This is a genomic window from Alistipes montrealensis (assembly GCF_018362775.1).
In the GTDB taxonomy this organism is placed as follows: domain Bacteria; phylum Bacteroidota; class Bacteroidia; order Bacteroidales; family Rikenellaceae; genus Alistipes; species Alistipes montrealensis.
Genome location: NZ_JAGYXY010000008.1, coordinates 32,862 through 58,018 on the forward strand (window position 1 = coordinate 32,862; position 25,157 = coordinate 58,018).

The following is a 25,157-nucleotide window of genomic DNA, read 5'->3' on the forward strand; positions in this document are numbered from 1 at the left end:
TACTTCGAAAAAAAATGTACCGGAGATTTATAAAGCCCGTGCTTTTCTCGCTCACCATCGAGCGGGCCCATCATGCGGTGCTGCTGTTGCTGCGCATCATCGGGCTGATTCCCGGCGGCCGCTGGCTGCTGCGCAAGTGCTACGCCGTGAAGCACCCGGCGCTCGAACGCGAGGTCTTCGGCATCCGCTTCGCCAACCCCGTCGGGCTGGCGGCCGGATTCGACCGCAACGGCGAAGCGTTCCGCGAACTGGCCGCACTGGGATTCGGATTCATCGAAGTGGGGACCGTGACGCCCCGTCCGCAGGCGGGCAATCCGCGGCCGCGGGTCTTCCGCCTGCCCAAGGACAACGCCATCGTCAACCGCATCGGACTTTCGAACCGCGGTCTCGAAGCCACCATCCGCCACCTCCGGCGTCCGCACAACGGGGTAATCGTAGGCTGCAACATCGGCAAAAACACCGCAACACCCGCCGAGAACGCCCCGGCCGATTACCTGAAACTCTTCCGCAGCCTTTATCAGTACGCGGACTATTTCACCGTGAACATCAGCTGCGACAACGCCTGCCGGGAAGGGCTGACACATACGCGCGAACATATTCTCCAGATACTCAACCCGCTGTTCGACTTCCGGCGCGGCCAGAACCAGTTCCGGCCGATCATGCTCAAAATCTCGCCCGACATGTCCGACGAGGTGATCGACCAGATCACCGACGTGCTGCTCGAAACGCCGCTCGACGGCATCGTGGCAACCAACGGAACCCACAGTCGCGAGGGGCTGCACACGAGCCGGGCGTCGCTCGAAAAGATCGGCAGCGGACGCCTCAGCGGCGCTCCGCTCACCCGCCGCGCCGTGGAGGTCGTACGCCGGGTGCACACGCGTTCGGGCGGAAACTACCCCATCATCGGCGTCGGCGGAGTGATGTCGGCCGACGACGTGCGGGCAATGCTCGACGCCGGGGCTGACCTCGTACAACTCTACACCGGCTACGTTTACAACGGCCCCGGAATCGTCAAAGAGGTGTGCCGCGCGCTGATCACCGACGCGGAAGCCCGGCAGGCCGAGGCGACCGCAGGAACAGCAGCAGCTCCGAAAACCGGCGATTTGGAACTCCCCGAAGCCGCCAACACCCCGCAAACGCCGCAGGAACCTGCGGAAAATCAGTAACCATCCGGCCATGAAAGCGACAATCATCACCATCGGCGATGAAATACTCATCGGACAGATCGTGGATACCAATTCGGTTTCCATTGCCAAACACCTCAATGCAGCCGGCATCGTGGTCCGCGAGAAAATCTCGATCGGCGACGACCGGGCACAGATTATCCAGACCGTGGAAAACGCCCTCGCGGGCTCGGAGGTGACCATCGTCACGGGAGGCCTCGGCCCCACGAAGGACGACATCACCAAGAAGACCCTCGCAGAGATGTTCCACTGCGAAATGCGCTATGACGAGCGGGTAGCGGAGCACGTCGAGAAAATGCTCACCGAGCGCGGCATCGGGTTCAACGAGCTCAACCGCTCGCAGGCAATGGTTCCCGCATGCTGCACGGTCCTGTTCAACGCCCACGGCACAGCCCCGGGCATGTGGTTCGAACGCGACGGACACGTGATCGTCTCGCTGCCAGGCGTACCCTTCGAAATGGAACACCTGATCGAAGACGAGGTGATGCCCCGCCTGAAGGCCCATTTCGCGCTGCGGCAGATCGTCCACCGCACGATGATCACCGCCGGACTCGCCGAGTCGATGCTCGCCGAGCGGATCGAAGCATGGGAAAACGCCCTGCCCCCGTACCTGAAACTGGCTTACCTGCCCAATCCGGGTGCGGTACGCCTGCGCCTGTCGGCCTATGAGGTGGAAGGAGAGAGCGTCGCCCGCGAAATAGAGAGCCAGTTCGAGGCGCTGCGCAAGATCATTCCCCACAACATCCTCGGGTTCGAGACCGCGACCATGCAGGAGGTAGTGCACGAAATACTCACCCGGCGGGGACTGACGCTCGCCGTGGCTGAAAGTTGCACGGGCGGTTCGATCGCCGCGCGGTTTACAGCCATGCCCGGCGCATCGGCTTACTTCCTCTGCGGCGTAGTGTCGTACAGCAACGATTCGAAAACCAGGCTCCTGGGCGTCGATGCCGCGGACATCGCACGTTACGGCGCCGTGAGCGAACAGGTAGCCCGCCAGATGGCCGAAGGGGCCCGCCGTGCGGCCGGCGCCGACTACGCCGTCGCCACCACCGGCATCGCAGGCCCCACGGGCGGCTCGGCGGAGAAACCCGTCGGCACGGTCTGGATCGCCGTGGCCACCCCCGAACAGACGGTCGCCATCCTCAAACAGTGCGGAACCGACCGGGGACAAATCATCGACCGCGCCAGCGCCTTCGCCCTCGGCCTGCTGCGCGACTGCCTCAATGGAAATTAAAACTTCAGCCATGAATAAATTACTCGCCCTACTGGCCGTAATCGCGCTGACAGCCTCCTGCAACAGTTTCAAGCCGGAAAAAAACGTACACCGGCTGCTGATCGACCGTACACAGACCCTCGCTGTCGCCGAAAGTTGTACGGGAGGTTCCATCGCGGCCCGGTTTACGGCCATGCCCGGCGCATCGGCCTATTTCAAAGGCGGCGTGGTAGCCTACTGGAACCAGACAAAAGAACTGTTGCTGGGTATCTCGCGCGACACCATCGCCCGCTACGGCGTGGTGAGCGAGCAGATCGTACGCAAAATGGCCGAGGGCGTCCGCCATGCCGCCGACGCCCACTACGGAATCGCCACCACCGGCATCGCAGGCCCTTCGGGCGGCACGCCCGAACTCCCGGTAGGCTCGGTCTGGATCGCCGTCAGCTCACCCGAACGCACCGTATCGCGGCTGATTCACGTAAACGGCAGCCGCAACAAAGTCATCCGCAAAGCCGGTACGGCTGCCGTCGCCCTGCTCGAAGAAGAACTGTTGACAGAGAAAACGGCCCGATATAATCCCTAAATAAGCGAATTTACAGCCTTTTTATTTGGTTTTTATGGTTTTTACGGTTAATTTTGAGCGTTTTTAGCCCAAAAAGTAATGAAAAACGCCCTGCTGCTTTTAGCCATATTGGTAGCGTCCGTATCGTCTGCTACCGCCCAAACCGCAGCCGACGGGCTCGACACTATGCTTGTAGCCTATTACCGCTGGTGCAACCGCCACAAACAAGATCCGGAAATGCCGCTCAAAGCCGACACCATGTTCCGGCTGGCGGGCGAGAAACAGAACCGCCGCATGCAATCCGTGGCGATGTGCCTGAAAACCGACTATTACTACTATACCGGCAACTTCGACTCGGTCAAAGTGTGGGTCGCACGCACCCAGCAATTCACCCGGGAGCACAACCAATTGACGCACTATTATTTCGTCTGGACACGGCTGATCACCTATTACACCAAATACAGCAAATACACCCTCGCACAATACGAACTGGAACGCTTCCGCGACCAGGCGATCCGGGACGACTACAAACCGGCCATCGCCGAGGCATACAAGCAGTTGGGGCATATATACCGAACCAAATCGCTTTACGACACAGCGATCGACTCCTACCGCAAAGCCATCGGGATCGCCGGTCCGAACGGGCTGAAAGAGGTCGATATCTCCTACCTCTACCTGCAACTGGGCGAGATGTATACCCTGCAGAAAAAATACGACCAGGCCGACGAGGCGCTCCGAATGGCCGAAAAAACCATTCTGCTCCCCGAGCATATCTGGCGTGTCCGCATCGCCCGGGCCAACCGCTATGCGAACGAAGGGGATTTTTCGCACGCCCGGCAGCTCCTGCGCGAAATCCGCGAGGGGAACAACGGCTACGTCTCGGAAAACAAGATCGAGGAGATCGAGATCGCCATTTACCGGGGCAGCGGCGAACTGAACAAAGCGCTGGCAATCGTCAACAAGCAGTTGGCCGCCTACGAAACGCAGCAGGACAGCACGTCCAGCATGCATTATTTCTATATCCCGATGCTCGGGACCCGGGCTGCGATCAATTACGAACTGGGGAATTACAGGGCCGCAGCCGAAGACCTTTCGCAGCAGACAGCGTTGGCACAGGAGAGGTACGAGCACAATAACCGGGAGACGCTCAACGAATTCGCCACGCTTTTCGATGTCGAACGCCTCGACCGCGAAAAGATCGAAGCGCAGCAGCAGGCCCAGGCCGAACGGCTGCGCCGCTCCCGCATATTCGAAATCGGACTGGGCGTCATCCTGCTGCTGGCCACGGCATTCATCGTCATCCTGACGCGCCTCAACCGCCGCCTGGCCCACGCCAAACGTGCCGCCGAGGAGGCCAACCGGATGAAAAGCCATTTCATCCGCAACATCACCCACGAGATCAACACGCCGCTGAACTCGATTGTCGGATTCGCCGAATTGGCCGCAACGACTGCGGACGACGATCCCGAACGCAGCGTCTATATCGACATCATCTGGGAAAACAGCGGCAATCTGCAAAAACTGGTGAGCGACGTACTCTATATCGCCGACCTCGAATCGTCCGACAATCCCCCGGCGGCCGCTCCGGTCGAAATCAACGCCTGCTGCCGGGAGTGTATTCACAACCTGGCGAAAAGCGAACGGCAGCAGGCTGAAATCCAGTTCCTGCCAGGACGGGAAGCGTTCCGGCTCAGGACATCGGAGCTTCTGCTCTCCAAAGCGCTCACCGAATTGCTGCGCAACGCCGTCCGTTTCACCGACCCGGCGAAGGGCGTTACGCTCTCCTACGACCTGTCCGAAGACAGCCGCAGCATCACCTTCGCAGTTACGGACTTCGGTCCCGGTGTGCCCGAAGGAGAGCACGAGCATATTTTCGAACGGTTCGTCAAGCTCGACACCTTCACCCAGGGCCTCGGGCTCGGACTGTCCGTCAGCCGGCTGATCGCACGCGCGTTGGGCGGCGATGTACGCCTCGACACGGGACATGCCTCCGGGGCACGGTTCCTGCTGACAATCCCCGTCAAATAGCCCCTATCAGCTTCCGAATCGGGCTTCCGGCCGAAAAAAAAGGGGACCGCCTTTGCTATTTGCCGAAAAGGTTGTATATTTGCACTCCCTTAACCGGGTTTTAACCAAAAAAAATCAAACAATGAAAGTTTGCGAAATCACAGGCAAGGTGGCGATTGTGGGCAACAACGTCTCGCACTCGCACCACAAGACCAAGCGCAAATTCAGTCCCAATCTGAAAACCAAGCGCTTCTGGTCCGAGCAGGAGGGCCGCTGGATTACCCTGAAGGTATCCGCTGCCGGAATGAAAACAATTAACAAGAAAGGGCTCGCAGCCGCTCTTCGCGAAGCTGCCGCACCCAAAAGCGTGTACTAAAAACAACGAGTAACAAATGGCAAAGAAAGGCAACAGAGTTCAGGTCATCCTCGAGTGCACCGAACAAAAAGAGAGCGGCGTTGCGGGAATGTCCCGTTACATCACCACCAAGAACAAGAAAAACACCCCCGATCGTCTGGAGCGTAAGAAGTACAATCCTTTCCTCAAGCGGGTTACCGTTCACCGTGAAATCAAATAGTAAAGAAGCTCTATGGCAAAGAAAGTAGTCGCAACACTGAAAACCGGCACGGGTAAGCAATTCACCAAGTGCATCAAGATGGTCAAGTCGGACAAAACCGGTTCCTACATGTTCAAGGAAGGCGTCATTCCCAACGACCAGGTAAAGGATTTCTTCGACGAGAAGAAATAAGTATTTTAAGAGACCACTCTTAAATACAAAGGGCATCTTTCGGGATGCCCTTTGTGTTTTTCACCAATATGGAGACCGCTAACGTCGCAATGCGTTCTCACGAATCAGGCTGCGGGTGTTGCGGATAAACTCCCCGACGCCGTGCACGGTCCTTACATACTCACGCGCCGCAACGGACAACTCCTTGCGCCGCGCTTCATCCTTGATCAGCGTACGGACCGCATCGACGAAAAGATCGACCTTGTCATATCCGTCGCCCAACACCGGACCCGTATAAATACCGAAACGGGAAGTCATTCCGTCGGGATCCTGGCAACTCACCAGCAATGTCCCGCAAGCCAGGGCTTCGAGGAACGTCACGGGCAGCGCCTCGTGAATCGACGTATTGATCAGAATTTTGGCATCCTTGATATGGCGGAATTTCTCTTCGCCTTCGAGATGCCCCGTAAAATGCAGGTTGGGAATACCGGTACGATAAGGCGCCATAATCTCATCGTTGCGGTCCTTTTCGATCTGCGACTGTCCGATCAGGTAGAAATCATATTCGGGAGTACGCTTCGCGATCTCGCAGAACAACCACGCCCGCTTGACGGAAGCGATGCGTCCGACAAAAATCACCATATCCTTTTTCGGATGGCTTTCGACATCGAACCCGGGTTCCACGTCGATCGGATTAGGCAGGTATTCTACAGGGGTTTGACCGGAGAGCCGGTAAAGGATACGGGCCTTCTCGGCAAGGTAACGCCCCTGAGTCACGAACGACACCCGTCCCTGCTTGAAAAGCCGGTGTACGGATTCGTAAATCCGGGTGTTCCAGTAACAAGTTTCGGGATACATGCCGACCGTCTGGATTTCGAGCCAATCGGTCCAGGGCCGCGGGTCCTGCACCCAGAGCAATAACGGAATGTTGCTTTTCCCCTCGTAATGCAGCATATCCCAAGTCATTTCGGGAGAGAAATAAAGATCATAATGTTTCCGCTTCAGCCACCGGGCGATGAAATGACGCCCCGGCAGGCGATACAGAAAAACATTGTCCACACGAATCCGCGAGGCCATCGAGAGACCGTGATGCCGTCCGATCAGCACGTCGATCCGGATATCGTCGCAGGGAATATACCGGGCGATATAATTGCGGGCAAGAAATCCGATGCCGCCGATAGCCGTACCCCCGCCGCCGAAAAATTCATTGACAATCAGTGCGACCCGGATGGGTTTCACCCCAGTCGGTTTTTTACGCAAAAATGCGGGAAGCATCTTCTGCACGGCCTGGCGGAACTGTAATCCATAGCGGGCCGATGCATAGGGTGTCCGGGCAAGATACTGGTAATAAATTCCTTTCAACGGATTGGGACAAAACGCCGCCGACCAAGGTTTCCGGGCCCCGGTATAGTGAACGATGACGGCCTCGGCACGCCGGGCAGGGAAAGCCCGGGTATGCTCCCAGGTGAAATTAAACCGCTCGGGCAATTCGAGAATCCGCCCCCGGCAGACGATATTGATCACATCCTGATCCTGAAAGCGAATCCGCCCTTCCAATTCGGCGGTTTTATCGCACAACCGACGGAAAAGGCCCTCCCGGCGCATCTCCGCAAGATTAAGCAACAACACTCCGGCATTGATATACAACTCGTCCAATTCGAAACCGATCTCCGGCTTATAATGAAGCTCTTCGATTCCCAGGTCACGCACGCCGGCGCACAAGTACCCGGCGAGGTCGGTATTCCACAACTCCGCAAGGCTTCCCCGGACCACCAGGTCGGCATCGAGATAAAGGGCTTTGTCGAGCTGAGGATAGAGTTCGGCGATGGCATACCTATAATAAGTATGGCGCGAAACGTGCGGGATATTGAGTTTGAGATCCCGAAAATCAGCGTCATCGACAAGACGGACATCCAACCGGCAATCCGTATGGCGTTTGGCTACCGATTCGAGCCGGCTGCGGCTGTGCTCCGAGAGGCCGTCGGTCAGTATGTGGAAATCAAATGCCTGGTCCGGATTGTTTTCCAATACCGAAACCAACATCACACAGCAATGCTGCGCATAACTTTCGTCGATGGCGACGAAAAGATTTATTCGCTCCAAAGAAGGCATAAAAACGTCAGAATTTGTGTACGGCGCGCACGAGGAATTTATTGTACTTCGGGATTTCGATCACGTAGGGAGGTTCAATACCCATATGGGTCGTGTAGGCGTTCTTCTCGTCCATTTCGGTCGAGGAGAAGTAGTACACGAGGCGGTCCATACGCTTACCCCCGGCATCCTTGAGTGCATCGTTGAACTTATTGCGCGCCTGGCGGTTGTTCGTCACACGGGTTCCGCCGTTATAGTTGTGGCCGATGGTCAGCAGTTCGTCGATGGCGGGCAGATACCAGCCCTCGCCCTTGTCGCGACACCATTTGAAAGCCGGAAAATCATCCCACGAAAGGTTGTTGGCCGCAATATACTGCGCCACCTTCTCCATATTCTCCACACCGTCGGTACGGTTGTCGGCGCCGGCCACGCGCAGGTCGGGTTTGCGGAACTCGCTCCAATGGAGGTAAATTTCGTCGAGCGACACCACCAGGCCATGCAGGCGGTCGTCCGAAAGCTGGCAAATCACCCCCTTGATACCGTTCTGATCATAGAGTTCGCCGATCTCATACAGCTTGAGCACATACTGGCCGGAAACAGGCTGCGCAGGAACAGCGGGAGCCGCAGGAACAGCCGGGGTTGCCGGAGTCTCGGGAACCGCAGGAGTTGCAGGAGTTGCAGGAGTTGCAGGAGTTGCAGGGACAGCCGGGGTCAGCGGCGTTGCGGGGATACTCTTGGTATAATACTCCTTTTCGCCGTTGGCATACTGGATGTAATGAATCTCCGCAACGGGAAGCACGTAAGTCGGACCGTCGGGATTCGAGAAACGTTTGTAACGCACCGCATCGGGCGTAATTTCAATCACTTTGGCTTCGATCTTCGTGGCGTCGGTCTTGACGATCAAGTCCTGGGCGGCGGCCGTCAGTACCCCGCAAAGCGCTGCGAACAACAGCAGAATGGTTCTTTTCATCATTATAGATAAAGGTATATACGACAAATATAACGTTTTTTTCCAAACTTTCTTGTTATCTTTGCCAAAAGAAAAACTTTCACACAGGCAGGCGGCGCCCCGGCAAACCCAGGCAAACCTGGTTTGCAGCCGGCTTACGCAGCCTTTCCAAAGAAATTCATAACGACATGGCATTTTTCGATATTTTCAAAAAGAAACAGGATACGCCGCCCACCGGGGAGCAGGCGCAGAAACAACAGGAAGAACTCAGCGCCGGACTGGAAAAAACGAAAACGGGGCTTTTCTCGAAACTGGCGCGCGCCGTGGCGGGCCGCTCGACGATCGACGCCGACGTGCTGGACGACCTCGAAGAGGTGCTCATCTCGTCGGACGTGGGCGTGGAAACGACCGTGAAGATCATCCGCCGCATCGAAGAGCGCGTCGCCCGGGACAAATACATGAACGCCTCGGAATTGCAGTCGATCCTGCGCGAGGAGATTATGACGCTGATGGAGGACGCACACGGTTCGTCGGAGCATTTCGGACTGGACGCCACCGAGGGCCAGCCCTATGTGGTGATGGTCGTAGGCGTCAACGGCGCCGGCAAGACCACGACCATCGGCAAGCTGGCGGCGCAACTCAACAAAGCGGGGCGCAAGGTCTGGATCGGCGCGGCGGACACGTTCCGCGCGGCTGCCATCGACCAGTTGCAGGTGTGGGCCGACCGCGCGGGAGCTACGATGATCCGCCAGCAGATGGGATCGGACCCTGCATCGGTGGCTTTCGATACGCTCACATCGGCCAAGGCCAACGGCGCCGACGTGGTGCTGATCGACACCGCCGGGCGTCTGCACAACAAGGTCAACCTGATGAACGAGCTGACGAAAATCCGCAACGTCATGGCAAAGGTAATCCCCGGCGCACCGCACGAAGTGATGCTCGTACTCGACGGCTCGACGGGACAGAACGCCTTCGAGCAGGCAAAACAGTTCACGCAGGCCACACAGGTCACCTCGCTCACGATCACCAAACTCGACGGCACGGCCAAGGGCGGTGTCGTGATCGGCATCAGCGACCAGTTCCACATCCCGGTACGCTACATCGGCATCGGCGAGGGCATCGACCAACTGCGGATCTTCGACCGCAAGGAGTTCGTCAACGCACTGTTCGGCGAAAGCAAGTAACCCTCGATGAAAAAAATTAACGTCATAACGCTCGGCTGCTCGAAGAACACGGTCGACAGCGAGCACCTGATGGCACGGCTTTCGGCGGCCGGATACGAAGTGCTGTACGACAGCGACCGCACCGATGCCAAGGTCGTGGTGATCAACACCTGCGGATTTATCGGCGACGCAAAACAGGAATCGATCGACATGATCCTCCGGGCCGCGGCGGCCAAAAGCGCCGAAAAGATCGAAAAGCTCTTCGTCGTGGGCTGTCTTTCGGAACGTTACGCCGACTGCCTGCGGACCGAAATCCCCGAGGTGGACGACTATTTCGGAGCCCGCACCTGGGACGGCATCGTCCGCGCCCTGGGGGCCGCCGAGGACCCGGCGCTGGCTACCGAACGCTGCCTGACGACCCCGAAGCACTACGCCTACCTGAAGATTTCGGAGGGCTGCAACTGGAAATGCGGCTACTGCGCCATTCCGCTCATCCGCGGCCAGCACATTTCAGTTCCGATGGAGGAGCTGGAGGAGGAGGCCCGCAAGCTGGCCGGACGGGGCGTCCGGGAGTTGATGGTCATCGCGCAGGACACGACCTACTACGGCATCGACCTCTACGGCAGGCGGATGCTCGCCGAGTTGCTGCGCCGCCTCTGCCGCATCGACGGCATCGAATGGATACGGCTCCACTACGCCTACCCGGCGGCTTTTCCCGACGAGGTGATCGAAGTCATGGCTTCGGAACCGAAAATCTGCAAATACCTCGATATTCCGTTCCAGCATATCTCCGACGCACAACTCGCGTCCATGCACCGCCGCCATACCAAGGCCGAAGCGATGGAGCTGATCCGCCGCCTGCGCGGGGCGATTCCCGACCTGGCGCTGCGCACGACACTGCTGGTGGGTTATCCGGGCGAAACGGAGGCCGATTTCGAGGAGTTGCTGGCATTCGTGCGCGAGGTGCGCTTCGAACGGCTGGGCGTCTTCCCCTACTCGGAGGAAGAGGGAACGTGGTCGGCCGAAAAGCTCCGGGACAACGTGCCCGAAGCGGTCAAGCAGGAGCGTGTGGAGCGCATCATGGCCCTGCAAAATGAAATTTCGCTCGAAAACAACCGCAGCCGCGTAGGACGCACCGAACGGGTGATCGTCGATTCGCGCCAGGGCGATTTCTACGTAGGGCGCACGCAGTACGACTCACCCGAAGTGGACCAGGAAATCCTGATTCCGGCATCGGGACGACGGTTGCTGCGCGGGCATTTCTACGACGTAACGATCACCTCGGCCGCCGACTACGACCTTTACGGAGAAGCGGTAAATGCGAGGCCGTAACCAGAAAGCCCCCGCCAAGGCGGGGATTTAGGGGTGGGTTAAATCTGTAAACGCAGCCGGAGGCTGCGAGTGCGTCTGCGCGGATTGTAAAGCGGCGGAGTCGCCCCTCTTGAAATATTATTTGTAATTTACCGTTCTTTTTCGTACCTTTGAAAGGTAAACCGGAATTATACCCGAAGGCCATGGCCGACAAAAGCGTGATAACGAACATCGAAGCCCGCGTGCGGCAGTTGATCGACGACCATAAACGGCTGTCGGATCTTTGCGCCGAACTGACTGCGCAGCGCGACACGCTCCGCTCCGAGAAGCGCACGCTCGAAGAACGCGTCAGGGAACTGGATGCCGAAGTAGCGCGCATGCAGTTGACCGAGGGACTTGCAGGCGAAAGCCGCAACCGGGAAAAAGCGCGGGCACGCGTCAACCGTCTTATGCGGGAGGTGGACAAATGCATCGCACTGCTGGGCCAGCCGCTGGCGGCCCCGGCGGAACAACAGGCCGAATAGAGGCCAAGACGAGGAAAACGGCCGGGAGGCCCCAACGAAGAGGAAAGCATAATAAACGAACCGAAAAATGGCAAAACAGGCGATAACCCTCAAAATAGCAGGCAAGAGCTATCCGTTCAATATCGAGAGCGGGAAAGAGGAGGTATACCGGCTTGCCGAACGGGAGGTGAACAGCTACCTCGCACTGATAAAACAACAGAATATCAAGAACTGGACCGACCAAGACTATCTGTCGATGGCCGCACTGAAATTCGCTATCGCGAACGTCGGAATGCGGCAGAGCCGGGAGGTGGACAACGAAGATCTCCGGCAGCTTGAAAAAATCGGCACGGAAATAGATGCGTATCTGAACGACCCGAAGAAGTAACCTCCGGGGAAGTCTGCAAAAAGGGGCGGCGCAACGAAGCGAAGCCCGGCGGCGGACAATATGCATGTTACGAAAAACGTTCTTTTACATATAAGAATCTACCCGCATAGATTCCTTAAAGCTTTGCGAAACTGAACACTTTTTAAATTGGGGCAACTCAAGGCGCTTCAAAATCAGGCCTTACTACCCTCACGGGGAGTACGTTACGGCGTACCGTTGGAAGATTGCGATTGCCGGAGCCCCCACACATGACTGATCGGCAGATTCGTCAAACGAGACTAAGGAATCCTATGCGGTTTTTTTATGGCTACACAATAAGAAACCCTAATAATAATTAAAAACAAGTAAAGACCAATGTATAGTATCATTTTGGCTGCCTCAATCTCTGCCGTGGTCGCCGTCGCAGTCTACGCGGTCGTAACGAACCTCGTGGCCAAGACCTCGATCCGCAAGCGCCGCGAAGCCGCCCTCAAGGAGGCCGAGGCCGAGGGAGAGATGATCAAGAAGGAGCGTATCCTTCAGGCAAAAGAGAAATTCATACAGCTCAAGAGCGAATACGACCGCCAGGTCAACGAGCGGAACCAGAAGATCGCACAGAGCGAGCAGCGCGCCAAGCAGATCGAGCAGAACCTGCAAAACCAGCAGCGCGAACTGGAGAATAAACTCCGCGAAAACGACCGGCTGAAAGAGCAGATGCAGAATCAGTTGCAGATCCTCGAGCACAAAAAGGAGGAGGTCGACCAGATGCAGCGTGAACAGAACACGCGCCTGGAGCAGATTTCGGGCATGAGTTCGGAAGACGCCAAAAATATTCTCATCGAAAACATGAAGGCCGAGGCCAAGACCGAAGCCGCTTCCTATATCAACGAAACCGTCGAAGAGGCCAAGCTGACGGCTACGAAAGAGGCCAAGCGCATCATCGTAGCGTCGATCCAGCGTGTAGCGACCGAGACGGCCATCGAAAACGCCGTGACGGTGTTCAACATCGAGAGCGACGAGGTCAAGGGCCGCATCATCGGCCGCGAGGGCCGCAACATCCGCGCCCTGGAGGCTGCGACGGGCATCGAGATCATCGTCGACGATACGCCCGAGGCCATCATCCTCTCGGGATTCGACCCCGTACGCCGCGAGATCGCGCGTCTGGCCCTGCACCAACTGGTAACCGACGGCCGTATCCACCCCGCACGTATCGAGGAGGTAGTCGCCAAAGTCCAGAAACAGATCGAAGAAGAGATCGTCGAAGTCGGCAAACGCACGACGATCGACCTCGGAATCCACGGACTGCATCCCGAGTTGATCCGCATGATCGGCAAGATGAAATACCGTTCGTCCTACGGCCAGAACCTGTTGCAGCACGCCCGTGAAACGGCGAACCTCGCAGGCATCATGGCGTCGGAACTGGGCCTCAACCCCAAAACCGCCCGCCGCGCAGGCCTTCTGCACGACATCGGCAAAGTGCCCGACGACGAACCGGAACTGCCGCACGCAATTATCGGCATGAAACTCGCCGAGAAATACAAGGAGAAACCCGAGATCTGCAATGCCATCGGCGCCCACCACGACGAAGTGGAGATGACCTCGATCATCTCCCCGATCATCCAGGTTTGCGACGCCATTTCGGGCGCACGTCCCGGTGCACGCCGCGAGGTGGTCGAGAGCTACATCAAGCGCCTGAAGGAGATGGAAGACATCGCCCTTTCGTATCCCGGCGTGATGAAGACCTATGCCATCCAGGCCGGCCGCGAACTGCGTGTGATCGTCGGAGCGGACAAACTCACCGACCAGGAGTCGGAAGGACTGTCGCACGATATCGCCAAGAAGATCCAGGACGAAATGACCTACCCGGGTCAGGTGAAGATCACCGTCATCCGCGAAACCCGCGCCGTATCCTACGCGAAATAACCAATCCCGCCCGGATACGCCATCCGGAACTTCGGCATCCAGTTGAATCCCTCCTTTGCAGGAGGGATTCTTTTATACATGCCATACGCCCCTCAGCCCGGAACAGCGAGAGCGAATACGCCCATAACACGATCCGTTAATCCGGGACTTTTTTATACCTTTACACCATGAACCAGGAACTCGAACAATACATCGAACGGGAGATCATCCCCCGCTATGCACATTTCGACGCAGCACACCGCACGGACCACGTACGGACAGTCATCGCACAAAGCCTCGGCCTGGCCGCGCATTACGACGTGGACGCCGACATGGTTTATACCATCGCCGCCTACCACGACACGGGCCTCGTGAACGGGCGCGAACAGCACCACATCGACGCAGGGCGCATCCTCGCGGCGGATGCGGAGTTACGCCGTTGGTTCACGGAGGAGCAGATCGCCGTGATGCGCGACGCCGTGGAGGACCACCGGGCCTCGTCGGACCACGAGCCCCGCACGATCTACGGACGCATCGTGGCCGAGGCCGACCGGGTAATCGACCCCGCGACGATCATCCGCCGCACCGTGCAGTACGGACTGGCACACTATCCGGAGCTGGACCGCGAAGCCCAGTACGACCGCTGCCTCGCACATTTGCACGAGAAATACGCCGAAGGCGGTTACCTGAAGCTCTGGATCGCAGAATCGGAAAACGCCCGGCGGCTCGAAGAACTGCGCAGCGTGATTCGCGATCCGCAGCGGCTGCGGACGATCTTCGACACGGCATTCGACGCGGAAACCACTGCGAAATAGGCCCGCTGCACAGGCCGGAATGACAGCCGCCAAAAGCCGGGCGCAAAACAGCCTACCGCAACCCGAAACCCCGCAAAAAATCCCGGAAACCGACAAACGGCATCCGGGATTTCTGGTTTCAGGCACGCGAATTTACTCCGTATCGTGCGGGAAATATTTCATGTATTGCACACGCTGGTAGAACTCGCCCTCCGAGGAGCCGTAGTCCATGCGTCCGCGAAACTCGCCGAGCGATTCGAAGCCCTGGCGGGCAGCCCATGCGTCGACGAAACGGTTCATCTCCCCGATCACCTCGTAACCGTATTTATGGATCGCCGTGCAGACCTGCACGGCAGCCGCGCCGCAAAGCAGCGACTTGACCACAGCGGCCCCGTCGTGGACACCCGTCGAAACAGCGATGTCCAACTGCGGAAGCGCATGGGCGCACAACGCCGTACTGCGCAGCACATTGCGCAGTTCGCTCGGCTGGCTGAAAGGATCGCTGTTCTCGAAGCACATCTTCTCGATGTCGATGTCCGGTTCGAAGAAACGGTTGTAAAGCACCAGTCCGCTGGCCCCGCGGCCCAGCAGCGCATCACCGACCGACAGCACGTTGGTCAGGCGCATCGGCAGTTTCACCGACACGGGGATCGTCACCGCTGCGGCGACCTTGCGCACGATGTCTGCATAATGCTGTTCGATCTGCTGCGCCCCGGCCAGCCGGTCGGTCGGCAGCAGGAAAATGTTCAGTTCCAGCGCCGAAGCCCCGGCCTGCTGCATGGCCGTAGCATATTCGATCCACACGTCGCCCGCACCGGCGCAGTTAATGCTGCCGATAACGGGAATACCCGTCTTGGCGGCGTCGGAGACCAGTTCCAGCAACTCGGCCTTATAGGCTTCGCCCAGATAGCGTTCGAGGTATTCCCCGGCATCGCCATACCCTTCCATACGGTCGAGCGAGGCGGCCTGGCGGTAAATCTGCTCTTCGAAGATCGACTTCAGGACTACGGCGCCCGCACCGTTGCGGACGCACTGTTCGACATTGCGGATCGTCGCCGTATAGGGCGAACTGCTGACTACGACGGGGCTCGAAAGGTCCAGCCCGAGATATTTCGTTTTCATAGTAAATCGGTTTACGGTTTATACGAACGGAATCTTCACTACTTCGGCTTTTACGGGCTTTTCGCGGATCACCACGGCGATTTCGGTCCCGGGTTTGGCAAAGGCCGACTCGACATAGCCCAGCGCGACGCCGACTTTCAGGCAGGGCGACATGGTTCCCGAGGTGACGCGGCCGATTTCGGTCCCGTCGGGCGCGGCGATCGGATAGCCGTGGCGCGGAATGCCGCGCTCGATCATCTTCAGGCCCACCAACCTGCGTGCCACGCCGTCGGCCTTGAGTTTCTCCATCGCGGCGCGGTCGATGAAATCCTTCCCTTCGGCGAACTTCGTGATCCATCCCAGCCCGGCTTCGAGCGGCGAGGTCGTGTCGTCGATGTCGTTGCCGTAGAGGCAGAAACCCTTCTCCAGGCGCAGCGTATCGCGCGCCCCGAGGCCGATATTTTTCAGACCGAACTCTTCGCCGGCCTCCCACAGCGCCTTCCAGAGTTTGTCGCCGTCTTCGTTGGCCACGTAAATTTCACAGCCCCCCGAACCGGTATAACCCGTAATCGAAAGAATGGCGTCGCACCCGGCGACGGACATCTTCTTAAAGGTGTAATACTCCATGTCTTCGACCGGCTCGGCGCACATCTTCTGCACGATCTTCATGGCCAGCGGACCCTGCACGGCCAACTGGCAAATCTCGTCCGAAGCGTTGTACAACTCCTTGCCGCGGCCCGCCTCCATGCCGAAGGCTTTACCCTCCGCGCAAATATGGTTCCAGTCCTTGTCGATATTGGCGGCATTGACGCAGAGCAGGTAGGTTTCGGCATCGACCCGGTAGACCAGGATGTCGTCGACGATACCTCCGCGGCCGTTGGGCATGCAGGTATACTGCACCTTGCCGTCGAAGAGTTTCGAAACGTCGTTGGTCGTGATACGTTGCAGCAGGTCGAGGGCTTTGGGACCCTTGACCCAGATTTCACCCATGTGGCTCACGTCGAAGACCCCTGCGCCGTTGCGCACGGCCATATGTTCGTCGGTGATGCCCGTGAACTCGATAGGCATGTTATAACCCGCAAACTCGGCCATTTTGGCCCCCGCGGCTATGTGATACTTGGTAAATGCGGTAGTTTTCATATTTCAGGCGGTTTTTATTCGGAACGACGTTTGACTCCCAGACGCGGACAGCGGTGGAACTCCTTCGTCCGGTCGAACAGGTAGCGGTAAGTGGTGTGCATCTTGTGACGCGTAGCGCAGACATAGCTCTCGATCATGCGGTTCATCACGGGGTTGAAGTCGCCGATCCATGCGAACTCGATCGTCTTGTAGCGGTTGCGGTCGGTGCGGATGTAATCTTCGAGAATGTAGCACATCATGCCCGACTCGACGCCCTTGCCGTGAAATTCCGGCGTGATGCCGAAGATGATGCCGAAGATGCGGTCGCTGGCCTTGCGCACCTTGAGGTCCCACATCAGGCGCAGTTTCTGCCACAGCCCGAACTTGCCCTTGAACTTGCCGATGATGCGGTTCAGGTCGGGGACCATGATGAAGAACCCGATAGGCTCGTCGTTGAAATAGGCGAAGAAGATGATGTTGGGGTCGATGATCGGTTTCATCGTCTGCATGATCTTCAGCGCCTCCTCCTGCGACATAGGCTTCACGCCCGAGAAGAGCGACCAGGCCTTGTTGTAGATGACGCGGAAACTCTCGGCGGCATCGTCCAGATTCTTGATATTGAGGTGTTCGAAACGGTAGCCCGGCGTGGCGAACAGGCGCTTGGCGCGGTCGTGTACCATGGCATTCACGTCATCGTCGTAAATCTTCCAGATGTAGGTGTTCTGGTTGAAATAGTTCTTGAAACCGTAGTTTTCGAACAGCTCCTTGTAATAGGGCGGGTTGTAGGGATTCTCGTACAGCGGCTGGAACTCGTAGCCCTGGACCAGGAGGCCCCACCACGCGTCGCGCTGGCCGAAGTTGACCGGGCCGTCCATCGCCTCCATGCCGCGGCTTGCCAGCCATATGCGCGAAGCTTCGAACATCATGTCGGCGACCTGCTGGTCGTCGATCGACTCGAAGAAGCCGCAGCCGCCCGTGGGCTGCTCCTCGATCAGGGCTTTTTCGCGGTTGTAGAACGCAGCGATGCGGCCCACGACCTCGCCCCGGCCGTCGCGTACCATCCAGCGGACAGCCTCGCCGTCGGCGAAGAGTTCGTTCTTCGAAGGGTCGAAAATCTTGCGGATATCGGGGTCCAGCGGACGGACCCAGTTGCGGTTTCCTTTGTAAATCTTTTCGGGAAAGTCGAGCCACTCGCGCTCCAGGGCGGGAGTGGTGACCTCTTGCAGGGTATATTTATCCTTACTCATCTTATCTGAGGTTATTTTCAGCGTTTCCGATTTCAAAGGTAACAAATTTTTCCTTATTTTTGTTGGAAGATCAAAAATCGCATCCGAATGAATAAAAGCCTTGAGCAATACATGCCCGACGGGAACAAACTCCCCTACCGCTTCATGAAATACCGTATCCACAAAATCCTGCTCGTATGCTGCAGCTACGACGGATACATACTCGAAGAGGACGGGCATATCGAGTCGCAGATCAACCAGGAATACACCGACCTCAACATGTCGAATCCGCCGTCGCTGACGCGCGTCAGTTCGACCGCCGAAGCACTGGAAGCGCTGGCCAGGGACGATTCGTTCGATTTCATCCTCACGATGTACAACGTCGGCGAACCCGACGTTTTTTCATTCGCCAAAATCGTCAAGGAGCGGCATCCCAATACCCCGGTAGCGCTGCTGACCTCCTTTTCGAAGGACATCTACCGCCGCATCGAGGAGCAGGACCGTTCGGGGCTGGACTACATCTTCTCGTGGCACGGCAACACGGAACTGATCATCGCCATCATCAAACTGATCGAGGACAAGATGAACGCCGACGAGGACATCCGCGAAGGGGGCGTGCAGGCCATCCTGCTGGTCGAGGACTCGATCCGCTTCTATTCCACCTATTTACCGGAGTTATATAAACTGATCCTGCTGCAAAATACCGAGTTCCTCAAGGACGCCTTCAACGAGCAGCAGCAGGTGCTGCGCAAACGCGCCCGTCCGAAAATCCTGCTGGCACGCTGTTACGAAGAGGCCGTGGAACTCTACGAACGGTATAAGAAAAACCTGCTGGGCGTGATCTCCGACGTGGGATTCGTGCTCCACCGCAACGACCCGCCCGAGAGCGAGAAACTCGACGCCGGCATCGACCTCTGCCGCCGTATCAAGCAGGACAACCCCCTGATGCCCGTGCTGCTGCAATCGTCGCAGGTGGCCTTCGGCAAGCAGGCCGCGGAACTGGGCGCGGGATTCATCGCCAAGAACTCCAAGACGCTGCTTTCGCAACTGCACGACTACATCGCCATCGAATTCGCCTTCGGGGACTTCGTCTTCAAAGACCCCGACACGGGCGCCGAGATCGGCCGCGCAAAAGACCTGACGCAGATGCAGCAGATGATCGCCACGATCCCCGACAAGGCGTTCGAGTACCACACCTCGCAGAACCACCTCTCCAAGTGGCTCTATTCGCGGGGACTGTTCCCGCTGGCGGCGTCGATCCGCCAATACAACAAAAGCCACTTCACCTCGGTCGAGGAGCACCGCCGCGTGCTGGTGGGCCTGATCCGCGACTACCGCACGCTGCTCGGACAGGGCGTCGTGGCGCGCTTCGACACGGAGACCTACTCCGACGCCGTGGCCTTCGCCCGCATCGGCGACGGCTCGCTCGGCGGCAAGGCCCGCGGCCTGGCGTTCATGAACTCGATGCTCATGAAGCACCGCCAGTACGACAAACACGAGAACGTGCGCATCATGATTCCGCGGTCGGTGGTGATCGCCACGGAGTTCTTCGACGATTTCATCCGCCACAACGGACTGAAATACATCATCTCGCAGGACTTTTCCGACGAGGAAATCCTGTCGGAATTCGTCAGTTCGGTGCTCCCGTTCCGGTTGCGCGAAGCCCTGAAAAGCTACATCCGCACGGTGCGCACGCCGCTGGCGATCCGCTCCTCATCGAAACTCGAAGACTCGCATTACCAACCTTTTGCGGGTATCTACTCGACCTACATGATTCCCTACGTCGACAACGAGGACCAGATGCTGCGCCTGCTGCTCAAGGCGGTCAAAAGCGTCTACGCCTCGGTTTACTTCGCAGCGTCGAGGGCCTACATCCAGTCGTCGCAGAACCTCATCTCGGAAGAGAAGATGGCCGTGATCGTCCAGGAGGTATGCGGCACGGAACAGGACGGGCTCTACTTCCCCACCTGCTCGGGCGTGGCCCGCTCGATCAACTACTACCCCATCGGCGACGAACAACCCGGCGACGGGGTCTGCAACGTGGCGATGGGACTGGGCAAGCTGGTCGTGGACGGCGGGCGGACACTGCGTTTTTCGCCCCGTTACCCGCAGAAGGTATTGCAGACCTCGACGCCCGAACTGGCATTGCGCGATACGCAGAACGAGGTACTGGCCCTGAGCCTCAAACCCGAGGAGTTCCGCACGTCGATCGACGACGCGGTGAACCTGCGCCGGCTGAGCCTTACGGAAATCGCCGACTTCCGCAACTCGAAATTCGTCTGCTCGATCTGGGACCGCGAGAACGAACGTATCTCGGATAGCCCCTTCGACCGGGGCCGCAAGGTAATAACGTTCAACAACATCCTAAAATACAACACCTTCCCACTGGCCGAAATCATCTCCGACATCCTCCAGATGGGCGCCGAGGAGATGCGCTGCCCCGTGGAGGTCGAATTCGCCGTCAACATGGACGTGCCGCCCGGACAACAGCAGATTTTCAACCTGCTGCAAATACGCCCGATCATCGACAACCAGGACAACCGGGCCATCGACTGGGACAAGGTCGACACCTCCCGGGCGCTGGTCTACGGCGAGCAGGCCCTCGGCATCGGACAGATGACCGACATCGCCGATATCATCTACATCAAGTCCGACGCCTTCGATTCGCTCTCGACCGAGAAGATCGCCGACGAACTGCTGATGCTCAACAACCGCATGCACGACGAAGGAAGGTCATACATCCTCGTGGGACCCGGCCGCTGGGGCTCCTCGGACCCGTTCCTCGGCGTACCGGTCAAGTGGAACCACATCTCCGAGGCCAAGGTGATCGTCGAATGCGGGATCGAGAAATTCGACGTGGAGCCCTCGCAGGGCACACACTTCTTCCAGAACGTCACCTCATTGGGCGTGGGCTACCTGACGATCAATCCCTTCCGCGGCGACGGCATCTTCCGCGAACAGGAACTCGACGCGCGGAAGGCCCTGTTCGACGGAACCTACCTGCGGCAGGTGCGTTTCGACCGCCCGCTGTGGGTCTGCATGGACGGGCGATCGAACAAAGGCATGGTACGTGAAGGAGAAAAGGAGGAAAAAGATTAGGAATTAAAATAAATTTCACGAAAACAGTTACAATCTATAAGAAATATTTTTATATTTGTAAAGAGATAAAACTCCAATCAGGCAAGCCAACCAACCAAAAACGATAGAGCTATGAACGTTAACAAAATTATGGCGGAACTCGAGCGCAAGCACCCCGGCGAAAGCGAATATTTGCAGGCCGTGCGCGAAGTTCTCATGACTGTGGAGGATGCTTACAACCAGCACCCGGAATTCGAAGCCAACCGCATCGCGGAGCGCATCGTGGAACCCGACCGCACCTTCACGTTCAAGGTGGTATGGGTAGACGACAAAGGCGACGTACAGGTTAACACGGGCTACCGCGTGCAGTTCAACAACGCGATCGGCCCCTATAAGGGCGGGCTTCGCTTCCACCCCTCGGTAAACCCCTCGATCCTCAAATTCCTCGGCTTCGAGCAGATTTTCAAAAACGCGCTGACGACCCTTCCGATGGGCGGCGCGAAGGGCGGTTCGGATTTCAACCCCAAGGGCAAGTCGGACCGCGAAGTGATGCGCTTCTGCCAGGCCTTCATGCTCGAACTCTGGCGTCACATCGGTCCCGAGACCGACGTTCCGGCCGGTGACATCGGCGTCGGCGGACGCGAAATCGGCTATCTCTACGGCATGTACCGCAAGCTGGCCCAGGAGAACACCGGCGTGCTGACGGGCAAAGGCATGACCTACGGCGGTTCGCTGATCCGTCCCGAGGCGACGGGCTTCGGAGCCGTCTACTTCCTGCGCCAGATGCTCGAAAAAGCCGGCATGGACATCAAGGGCAAGACGATCGCCATCTCGGGTTTCGGCAATGTGGCCTGGGGCGCAGCGACGAAAGCTACCGAACTGGGCGCCAAGGTGGTGACCATCTCGGGACCCGACGGTTACATCTACGATCCCGACGGCCTCGACACCGAAAAGATCGCCTACATGCTCGAACTCCGGGCGTCGAACAACGACGTGGTGGAGCCGTATGCCAAAAAATTCCCCAACTCGAAGTTCTTCGCGGGCAAAAAGCCGTGGGAGGTCAAAGTCGACATCGCCATGCCGTGCGCCACGCAGAACGAACTGGACGGCGAGGACGCCAAGCGGCTGCTGGCCAACGGCGTGAAACTCGTGGCCGAAGTGTCGAACATGGGATGCCGCCCGGAGGCCATCGACGCCTTCATCGCGGCGAAGATTCCCTATGGACCGGGCAAGGCCGTGAACGCCGGCGGCGTGGCTACGTCGGGCCTCGAAATGACGCAGAACTCGCAAAAACTCAACTGGACGGCCGAGGAGGTCGACGCCAAACTGCACCAGATCATGTCGTCGATCCACCACGCCTGCGTGGAGTACGGCACGGAAAAGGACGGCTACCTCAACTACATGAAGGGCGCGAACATCGCGGGCTTCATGAAGGTCGCCAAGTCGATGGTCGAGCAGGGGGTTCTGTAAACCGAAACCCTGTTCATACGAAAAAAGCGGAGCTTCAGCACGAAGTTCCGCTTTTTTTCGTATATTTCTCCTACCTAACTCTTAGCGTCATGCGTCACTACCTCCTGATCGCCAGCATCGCACTGTCGTCGTGCGCCGCCTCGCAATGCCCGCAGCTTTACATGAACCGGACGCGGGGGTCCTCCCCGTGTTATTTCACCGACGAGTACGGCCGCGTCGCCTTCAACAACGCCCATTACGAAGACGCCCGGCAGTTTATCGGCGACCGGGCCGCCGTACGGCGCGACGGCAAGTGGGGCTTTATCGCCCCCACGGGCGAAACGGTTATTCCGCTGCAATACGACTGGTGCAGCAGTTTCGGGGAATACGGGTTTGACAGAAGCGTCGCGATAGTCAAAAACGAAGTCGACAAATTCAAAGTTCCGATTCTCTCGGACTGCCCGACGGCCCTGATCGACCGCAGCGGGAAGCTCGTTACGCCGTTTTACGGATTCATCTTCCCGGTCATGGGTAAGCGGGCATTCGTGAACGACGGCCACACGGATTTCGCGGATACCCGGTTCCAGAACCTGGGCTTCGCCGATGGGAAATGGGGCTGCATCGATCGGAAAGGCCGCCCCGTCGTGCCGTGCGTCTACGAACTGGCCTACCTGCTCCAGCCTACCTGGGGATTTACAATCGTACGGCGCGACGGCAAGTGGGGCGTACTCGGCGACAACGGCCGACCGATAATTCCATGCGTCTACGACGCGGTCTATTACAAGGCAGGACATCTCGTCATCGACACGCTTGCCGACACGGCCGAAACAGGACAGGCTGCCTCCGCGCCGGACGGCGGGTTCCGGGAGAAGTTGATTTACATGCAGAAAGACGGCCGGACAGAAGTCTTCACCCCGAACGGGAAACGGGTACGCGGTGAATAAGCACCGCGGCCAATAAAAAAAGCCAATCCACGGAGGATTGGCTTTTTCGGTATCGGCTTTAGAAACCAGCCGGATGGAAGCGCAGAAACAGATCGAAAACACCCCTGTCGCCTCTAAATCCCGCCTCTTAGGCGGGTTATAAACGGGCCTTGATGGCTTTCGAAGCCTCTTCGTAGCCGGGTTTGTCCAGTAGGGCGAACATATTTTTCTTGTACGCCTCGACGCCCGGCTGGTCGAAGGGGTTCACGCCGAGCATGTAGCCGCTGATGCCGCACGCCTTCTCGAAGAAATAGAGCAGGCCGCCGATCACACCCGCCGAAATCTCGGGAATCTCGATGCGGATATTGGGAACGCCGCCGTCCACGTGGGCCAGTTGCACGCCCAGTTCGGCCATGCGGTTGACCTCGGAAATGCGCTTGCCGGCCAGGAAGTTCAGCCCGTCGAGGTTCTCCTTGTCGGCCTCGATCAGCACCTTCGCAGCGGGTTTGGCCACCGAGATGATCGTCTCGAAAAGCGTACGCTCGCCGTCCTGGATATACTGTCCCATCGAGTGCAGGTCAGCCGTCAGCGTGACGCTCGCCGGGAAGATGCCCTTGCCCTGCTTACCCTCGCTCTCGCCGTAGAGCTGCTTCCACCACTCGTTGATATACTGCAATTTGGGTTCATAGGAACCCAGAATTTCGATCTTCTTGCCATCGGCATAGAGCATGTTGCGCACGGCGGCATAAACGGCGGCCGGATTCTCCTTGAAAGGCACGCCTTCGGCCGTAGCCTTCTCCATTTCCTGCGCGCCGTGCACCAAAGCGGCGATATCCACGCCAGCGGCGGCCAGCGGTAGCAGCCCCACGGGGGTCAGCACCGAGAAGCGTCCGCCCACGTCGTCGGGAATGACGAACGTCGGATAGCCCTCCTGCGTGGCGAGCGTCTTGAGTGCGCCGCGCGCCTTGTCGGTGATGGCCACGATACGCTCGGAAGCCTCCTTCTTGCCGTAACGCTTCTCGATCTCGGCCTTGATCAGGCGGAACGCGATGGCGGGTTCGGTCGTCGTGCCCGATTTCGAAATCACGATAGCTGCGATCGAATGTTCCTTCACGGCTTCGAGCATTTCAGCGGTGTAGTCCTCCGAGATGTTCTGCCCGGCGAAGATGACCGTGGGGTCCTTCTGTTCCTTGTGCAGCAGTTTGAAGGGGTCGCTCATAGCTTCGAGTACGGCCTTGGCGCCGAGGTACGAGCCGCCGATGCCGATGCAAATGATCACATCGGCCTTCGAGCGCAGTTTCACTGCCTCCTTTTCGATGGCGGCGATCTCGGCGTCGGAAATCGACGAGGGGAGTTTCACCCAGCCCAGAAAATCGTTGCCGGCGCCTTTGCCCGAATGCAGCAGGGCGTTGGCTGCCTGCGCCTTGGCCTCGACATCGGCAGAAATCTCAATGCCCGTTTTGGCAATGTCCAATTTCACATTTTTCATC

22 protein-coding genes are annotated in these 25,157 nt (G+C 58.2%); 16 read left to right on the plus strand and 6 right to left on the minus strand.

What is annotated here, in order from left to right:
• Positions 1 to 14: 14 nt before the first annotated feature.
• The 7 genes from KG007_RS13085 (at position 15) to KG007_RS13115 (ending at position 5,712) form a co-directional block, all read left to right on the plus strand.
• A complete protein-coding gene (locus tag KG007_RS13085; RefSeq protein ID WP_213349482.1) occupies positions 15 to 1,166 on the plus strand; it encodes a quinone-dependent dihydroorotate dehydrogenase in 1,152 nt (383 codons plus the stop codon).
• A gap of 10 nt (positions 1,167 to 1,176) precedes the next feature.
• Positions 1,177 to 2,418 (plus strand): competence/damage-inducible protein A, encoded by a 1,242-nt coding sequence (locus KG007_RS13090; RefSeq protein WP_213349485.1) that lies wholly within the window; start codon positions 1,177 to 1,179, stop codon positions 2,416 to 2,418.
• A gap of 10 nt (positions 2,419 to 2,428) precedes the next feature.
• A complete protein-coding gene (locus KG007_RS13095) occupies positions 2,429 to 2,980 on the plus strand; it encodes a CinA family protein (RefSeq protein ID WP_213349488.1) in 552 nt (183 codons plus the stop codon).
• A gap of 78 nt (positions 2,981 to 3,058) precedes the next feature.
• The gene (locus tag KG007_RS13100; RefSeq protein ID WP_213349491.1) at positions 3,059 to 4,987 is read left to right on the plus strand and encodes a tetratricopeptide repeat-containing sensor histidine kinase; all 1,929 of its coding nucleotides are present in this window, start codon (positions 3,059 to 3,061) and stop codon (positions 4,985 to 4,987) included.
• A gap of 121 nt (positions 4,988 to 5,108) precedes the next feature.
• A complete protein-coding gene (gene rpmB / locus KG007_RS13105) occupies positions 5,109 to 5,342 on the plus strand; it encodes a 50S ribosomal protein L28 (RefSeq protein ID WP_022062508.1) in 234 nt (77 codons plus the stop codon).
• Positions 5,343 to 5,358: 16 nt separating this feature from the next.
• Complete coding sequence (rpmG, locus tag KG007_RS13110; RefSeq protein ID WP_015547264.1) at positions 5,359 to 5,541, plus strand: 50S ribosomal protein L33; 183 nt, start codon at positions 5,359 to 5,361, stop codon at positions 5,539 to 5,541.
• 12 nt (positions 5,542 to 5,553) lie between these two features.
• Entirely contained in the window at positions 5,554 to 5,712 is a 159-nt protein-coding gene (locus KG007_RS13115; RefSeq protein ID WP_213349494.1) for a DUF4295 domain-containing protein, read from the plus strand.
• 78 nt (positions 5,713 to 5,790) lie between these two features.
• Here the strand turns inward: KG007_RS13115 and KG007_RS13120 are convergent, their stop codons facing one another.
• Complete coding sequence (locus KG007_RS13120; RefSeq protein ID WP_213349496.1) at positions 5,791 to 7,803, minus strand: glycosyltransferase; 2,013 nt, start codon at positions 7,801 to 7,803, stop codon at positions 5,791 to 5,793.
• Between the two features lie 7 nt (positions 7,804 to 7,810).
• Complete coding sequence (locus tag KG007_RS14010) at positions 7,811 to 8,752, minus strand: hypothetical protein (RefSeq protein WP_249413365.1); 942 nt, start codon at positions 8,750 to 8,752, stop codon at positions 7,811 to 7,813.
• A gap of 167 nt (positions 8,753 to 8,919) precedes the next feature.
• Between KG007_RS14010 and ftsY the strand changes: the two genes are divergently transcribed.
• The 6 genes from ftsY (at position 8,920) to KG007_RS13160 (ending at position 14,792) form a co-directional block, all read left to right on the plus strand.
• Positions 8,920 to 9,915 carry a signal recognition particle-docking protein FtsY gene (ftsY, locus tag KG007_RS13135; protein WP_195461549.1) on the plus strand — a complete coding sequence of 332 codons (996 nt, stop codon included), beginning with the start codon at positions 8,920 to 8,922 and terminating at the stop codon, positions 9,913 to 9,915.
• Positions 9,916 to 9,921: 6 nt separating this feature from the next.
• Positions 9,922 to 11,226 carry a 30S ribosomal protein S12 methylthiotransferase RimO gene (rimO, locus tag KG007_RS13140; protein WP_213349502.1) on the plus strand — a complete coding sequence of 435 codons (1,305 nt, stop codon included), beginning with the start codon at positions 9,922 to 9,924 and terminating at the stop codon, positions 11,224 to 11,226.
• A gap of 182 nt (positions 11,227 to 11,408) precedes the next feature.
• The gene (locus KG007_RS13145) at positions 11,409 to 11,729 is read left to right on the plus strand and encodes a hypothetical protein (RefSeq protein ID WP_195461547.1); all 321 of its coding nucleotides are present in this window, start codon (positions 11,409 to 11,411) and stop codon (positions 11,727 to 11,729) included.
• A 67-nt stretch (positions 11,730 to 11,796) separates the two neighbouring features.
• Positions 11,797 to 12,096: a cell division protein ZapA gene (locus KG007_RS13150; RefSeq protein ID WP_195461546.1), complete on the plus strand. Its 300-nt coding sequence runs from the start codon at positions 11,797 to 11,799 to the stop codon at positions 12,094 to 12,096.
• 354 nt (positions 12,097 to 12,450) lie between these two features.
• A complete protein-coding gene (rny, locus tag KG007_RS13155) occupies positions 12,451 to 13,998 on the plus strand; it encodes a ribonuclease Y (protein WP_195461545.1) in 1,548 nt (515 codons plus the stop codon).
• Between the two features lie 167 nt (positions 13,999 to 14,165).
• Positions 14,166 to 14,792 carry an HD domain-containing protein gene (locus KG007_RS13160; RefSeq protein ID WP_213349505.1) on the plus strand — a complete coding sequence of 209 codons (627 nt, stop codon included), beginning with the start codon at positions 14,166 to 14,168 and terminating at the stop codon, positions 14,790 to 14,792.
• A 132-nt stretch (positions 14,793 to 14,924) separates the two neighbouring features.
• On the opposite strand, the gene KG007_RS13165 is transcribed toward KG007_RS13160, so the two are convergent.
• The 3 genes from KG007_RS13165 to KG007_RS13175 are packed head-to-tail and all read right to left on the minus strand — an operon-like array spanning position 14,925 to position 18,238.
• A complete protein-coding gene (locus KG007_RS13165; RefSeq protein ID WP_213349508.1) occupies positions 14,925 to 15,893 on the minus strand; it encodes a dihydroorotate dehydrogenase-like protein in 969 nt (322 codons plus the stop codon).
• 18 nt (positions 15,894 to 15,911) lie between these two features.
• Positions 15,912 to 17,012, minus strand: a complete 1,101-nt coding sequence (gene gcvT / locus KG007_RS13170; protein WP_213349510.1) for a glycine cleavage system aminomethyltransferase GcvT — start codon at positions 17,010 to 17,012, stop codon at positions 15,912 to 15,914.
• 14 nt (positions 17,013 to 17,026) lie between these two features.
• Positions 17,027 to 18,238, minus strand: a complete 1,212-nt coding sequence (locus KG007_RS13175) for a hypothetical protein (protein WP_213349513.1) — start codon at positions 18,236 to 18,238, stop codon at positions 17,027 to 17,029.
• An 87-nt stretch (positions 18,239 to 18,325) separates the two neighbouring features.
• Between KG007_RS13175 and KG007_RS13180 the strand changes: the two genes are divergently transcribed.
• The 3 genes from KG007_RS13180 to KG007_RS13190 all read left to right on the plus strand — a co-directional run bounded on the left by KG007_RS13180 (position 18,326) and on the right by KG007_RS13190 (position 23,688).
• Positions 18,326 to 21,316: a PEP/pyruvate-binding domain-containing protein gene (locus KG007_RS13180; RefSeq protein WP_195461540.1), complete on the plus strand. Its 2,991-nt coding sequence runs from the start codon at positions 18,326 to 18,328 to the stop codon at positions 21,314 to 21,316.
• A 111-nt stretch (positions 21,317 to 21,427) separates the two neighbouring features.
• On the plus strand, positions 21,428 to 22,765 hold the full coding sequence (gene gdhA, locus KG007_RS13185) for an NADP-specific glutamate dehydrogenase (protein WP_195461539.1): 1,338 nt from the start codon (positions 21,428 to 21,430) through the stop codon (positions 22,763 to 22,765).
• Between the two features lie 89 nt (positions 22,766 to 22,854).
• Positions 22,855 to 23,688 carry a WG repeat-containing protein gene (locus tag KG007_RS13190; RefSeq protein ID WP_213349516.1) on the plus strand — a complete coding sequence of 278 codons (834 nt, stop codon included), beginning with the start codon at positions 22,855 to 22,857 and terminating at the stop codon, positions 23,686 to 23,688.
• A 136-nt stretch (positions 23,689 to 23,824) separates the two neighbouring features.
• Here KG007_RS13190 and KG007_RS13195 read toward each other — a convergent pair whose 3' ends face one another.
• Positions 23,825 to 25,156 (minus strand): glucose-6-phosphate isomerase, encoded by a 1,332-nt coding sequence (locus KG007_RS13195; protein WP_213349613.1) that lies wholly within the window; start codon positions 25,154 to 25,156, stop codon positions 23,825 to 23,827.
• Between the last annotated feature and the right edge of the window lies 1 nt (position 25,157).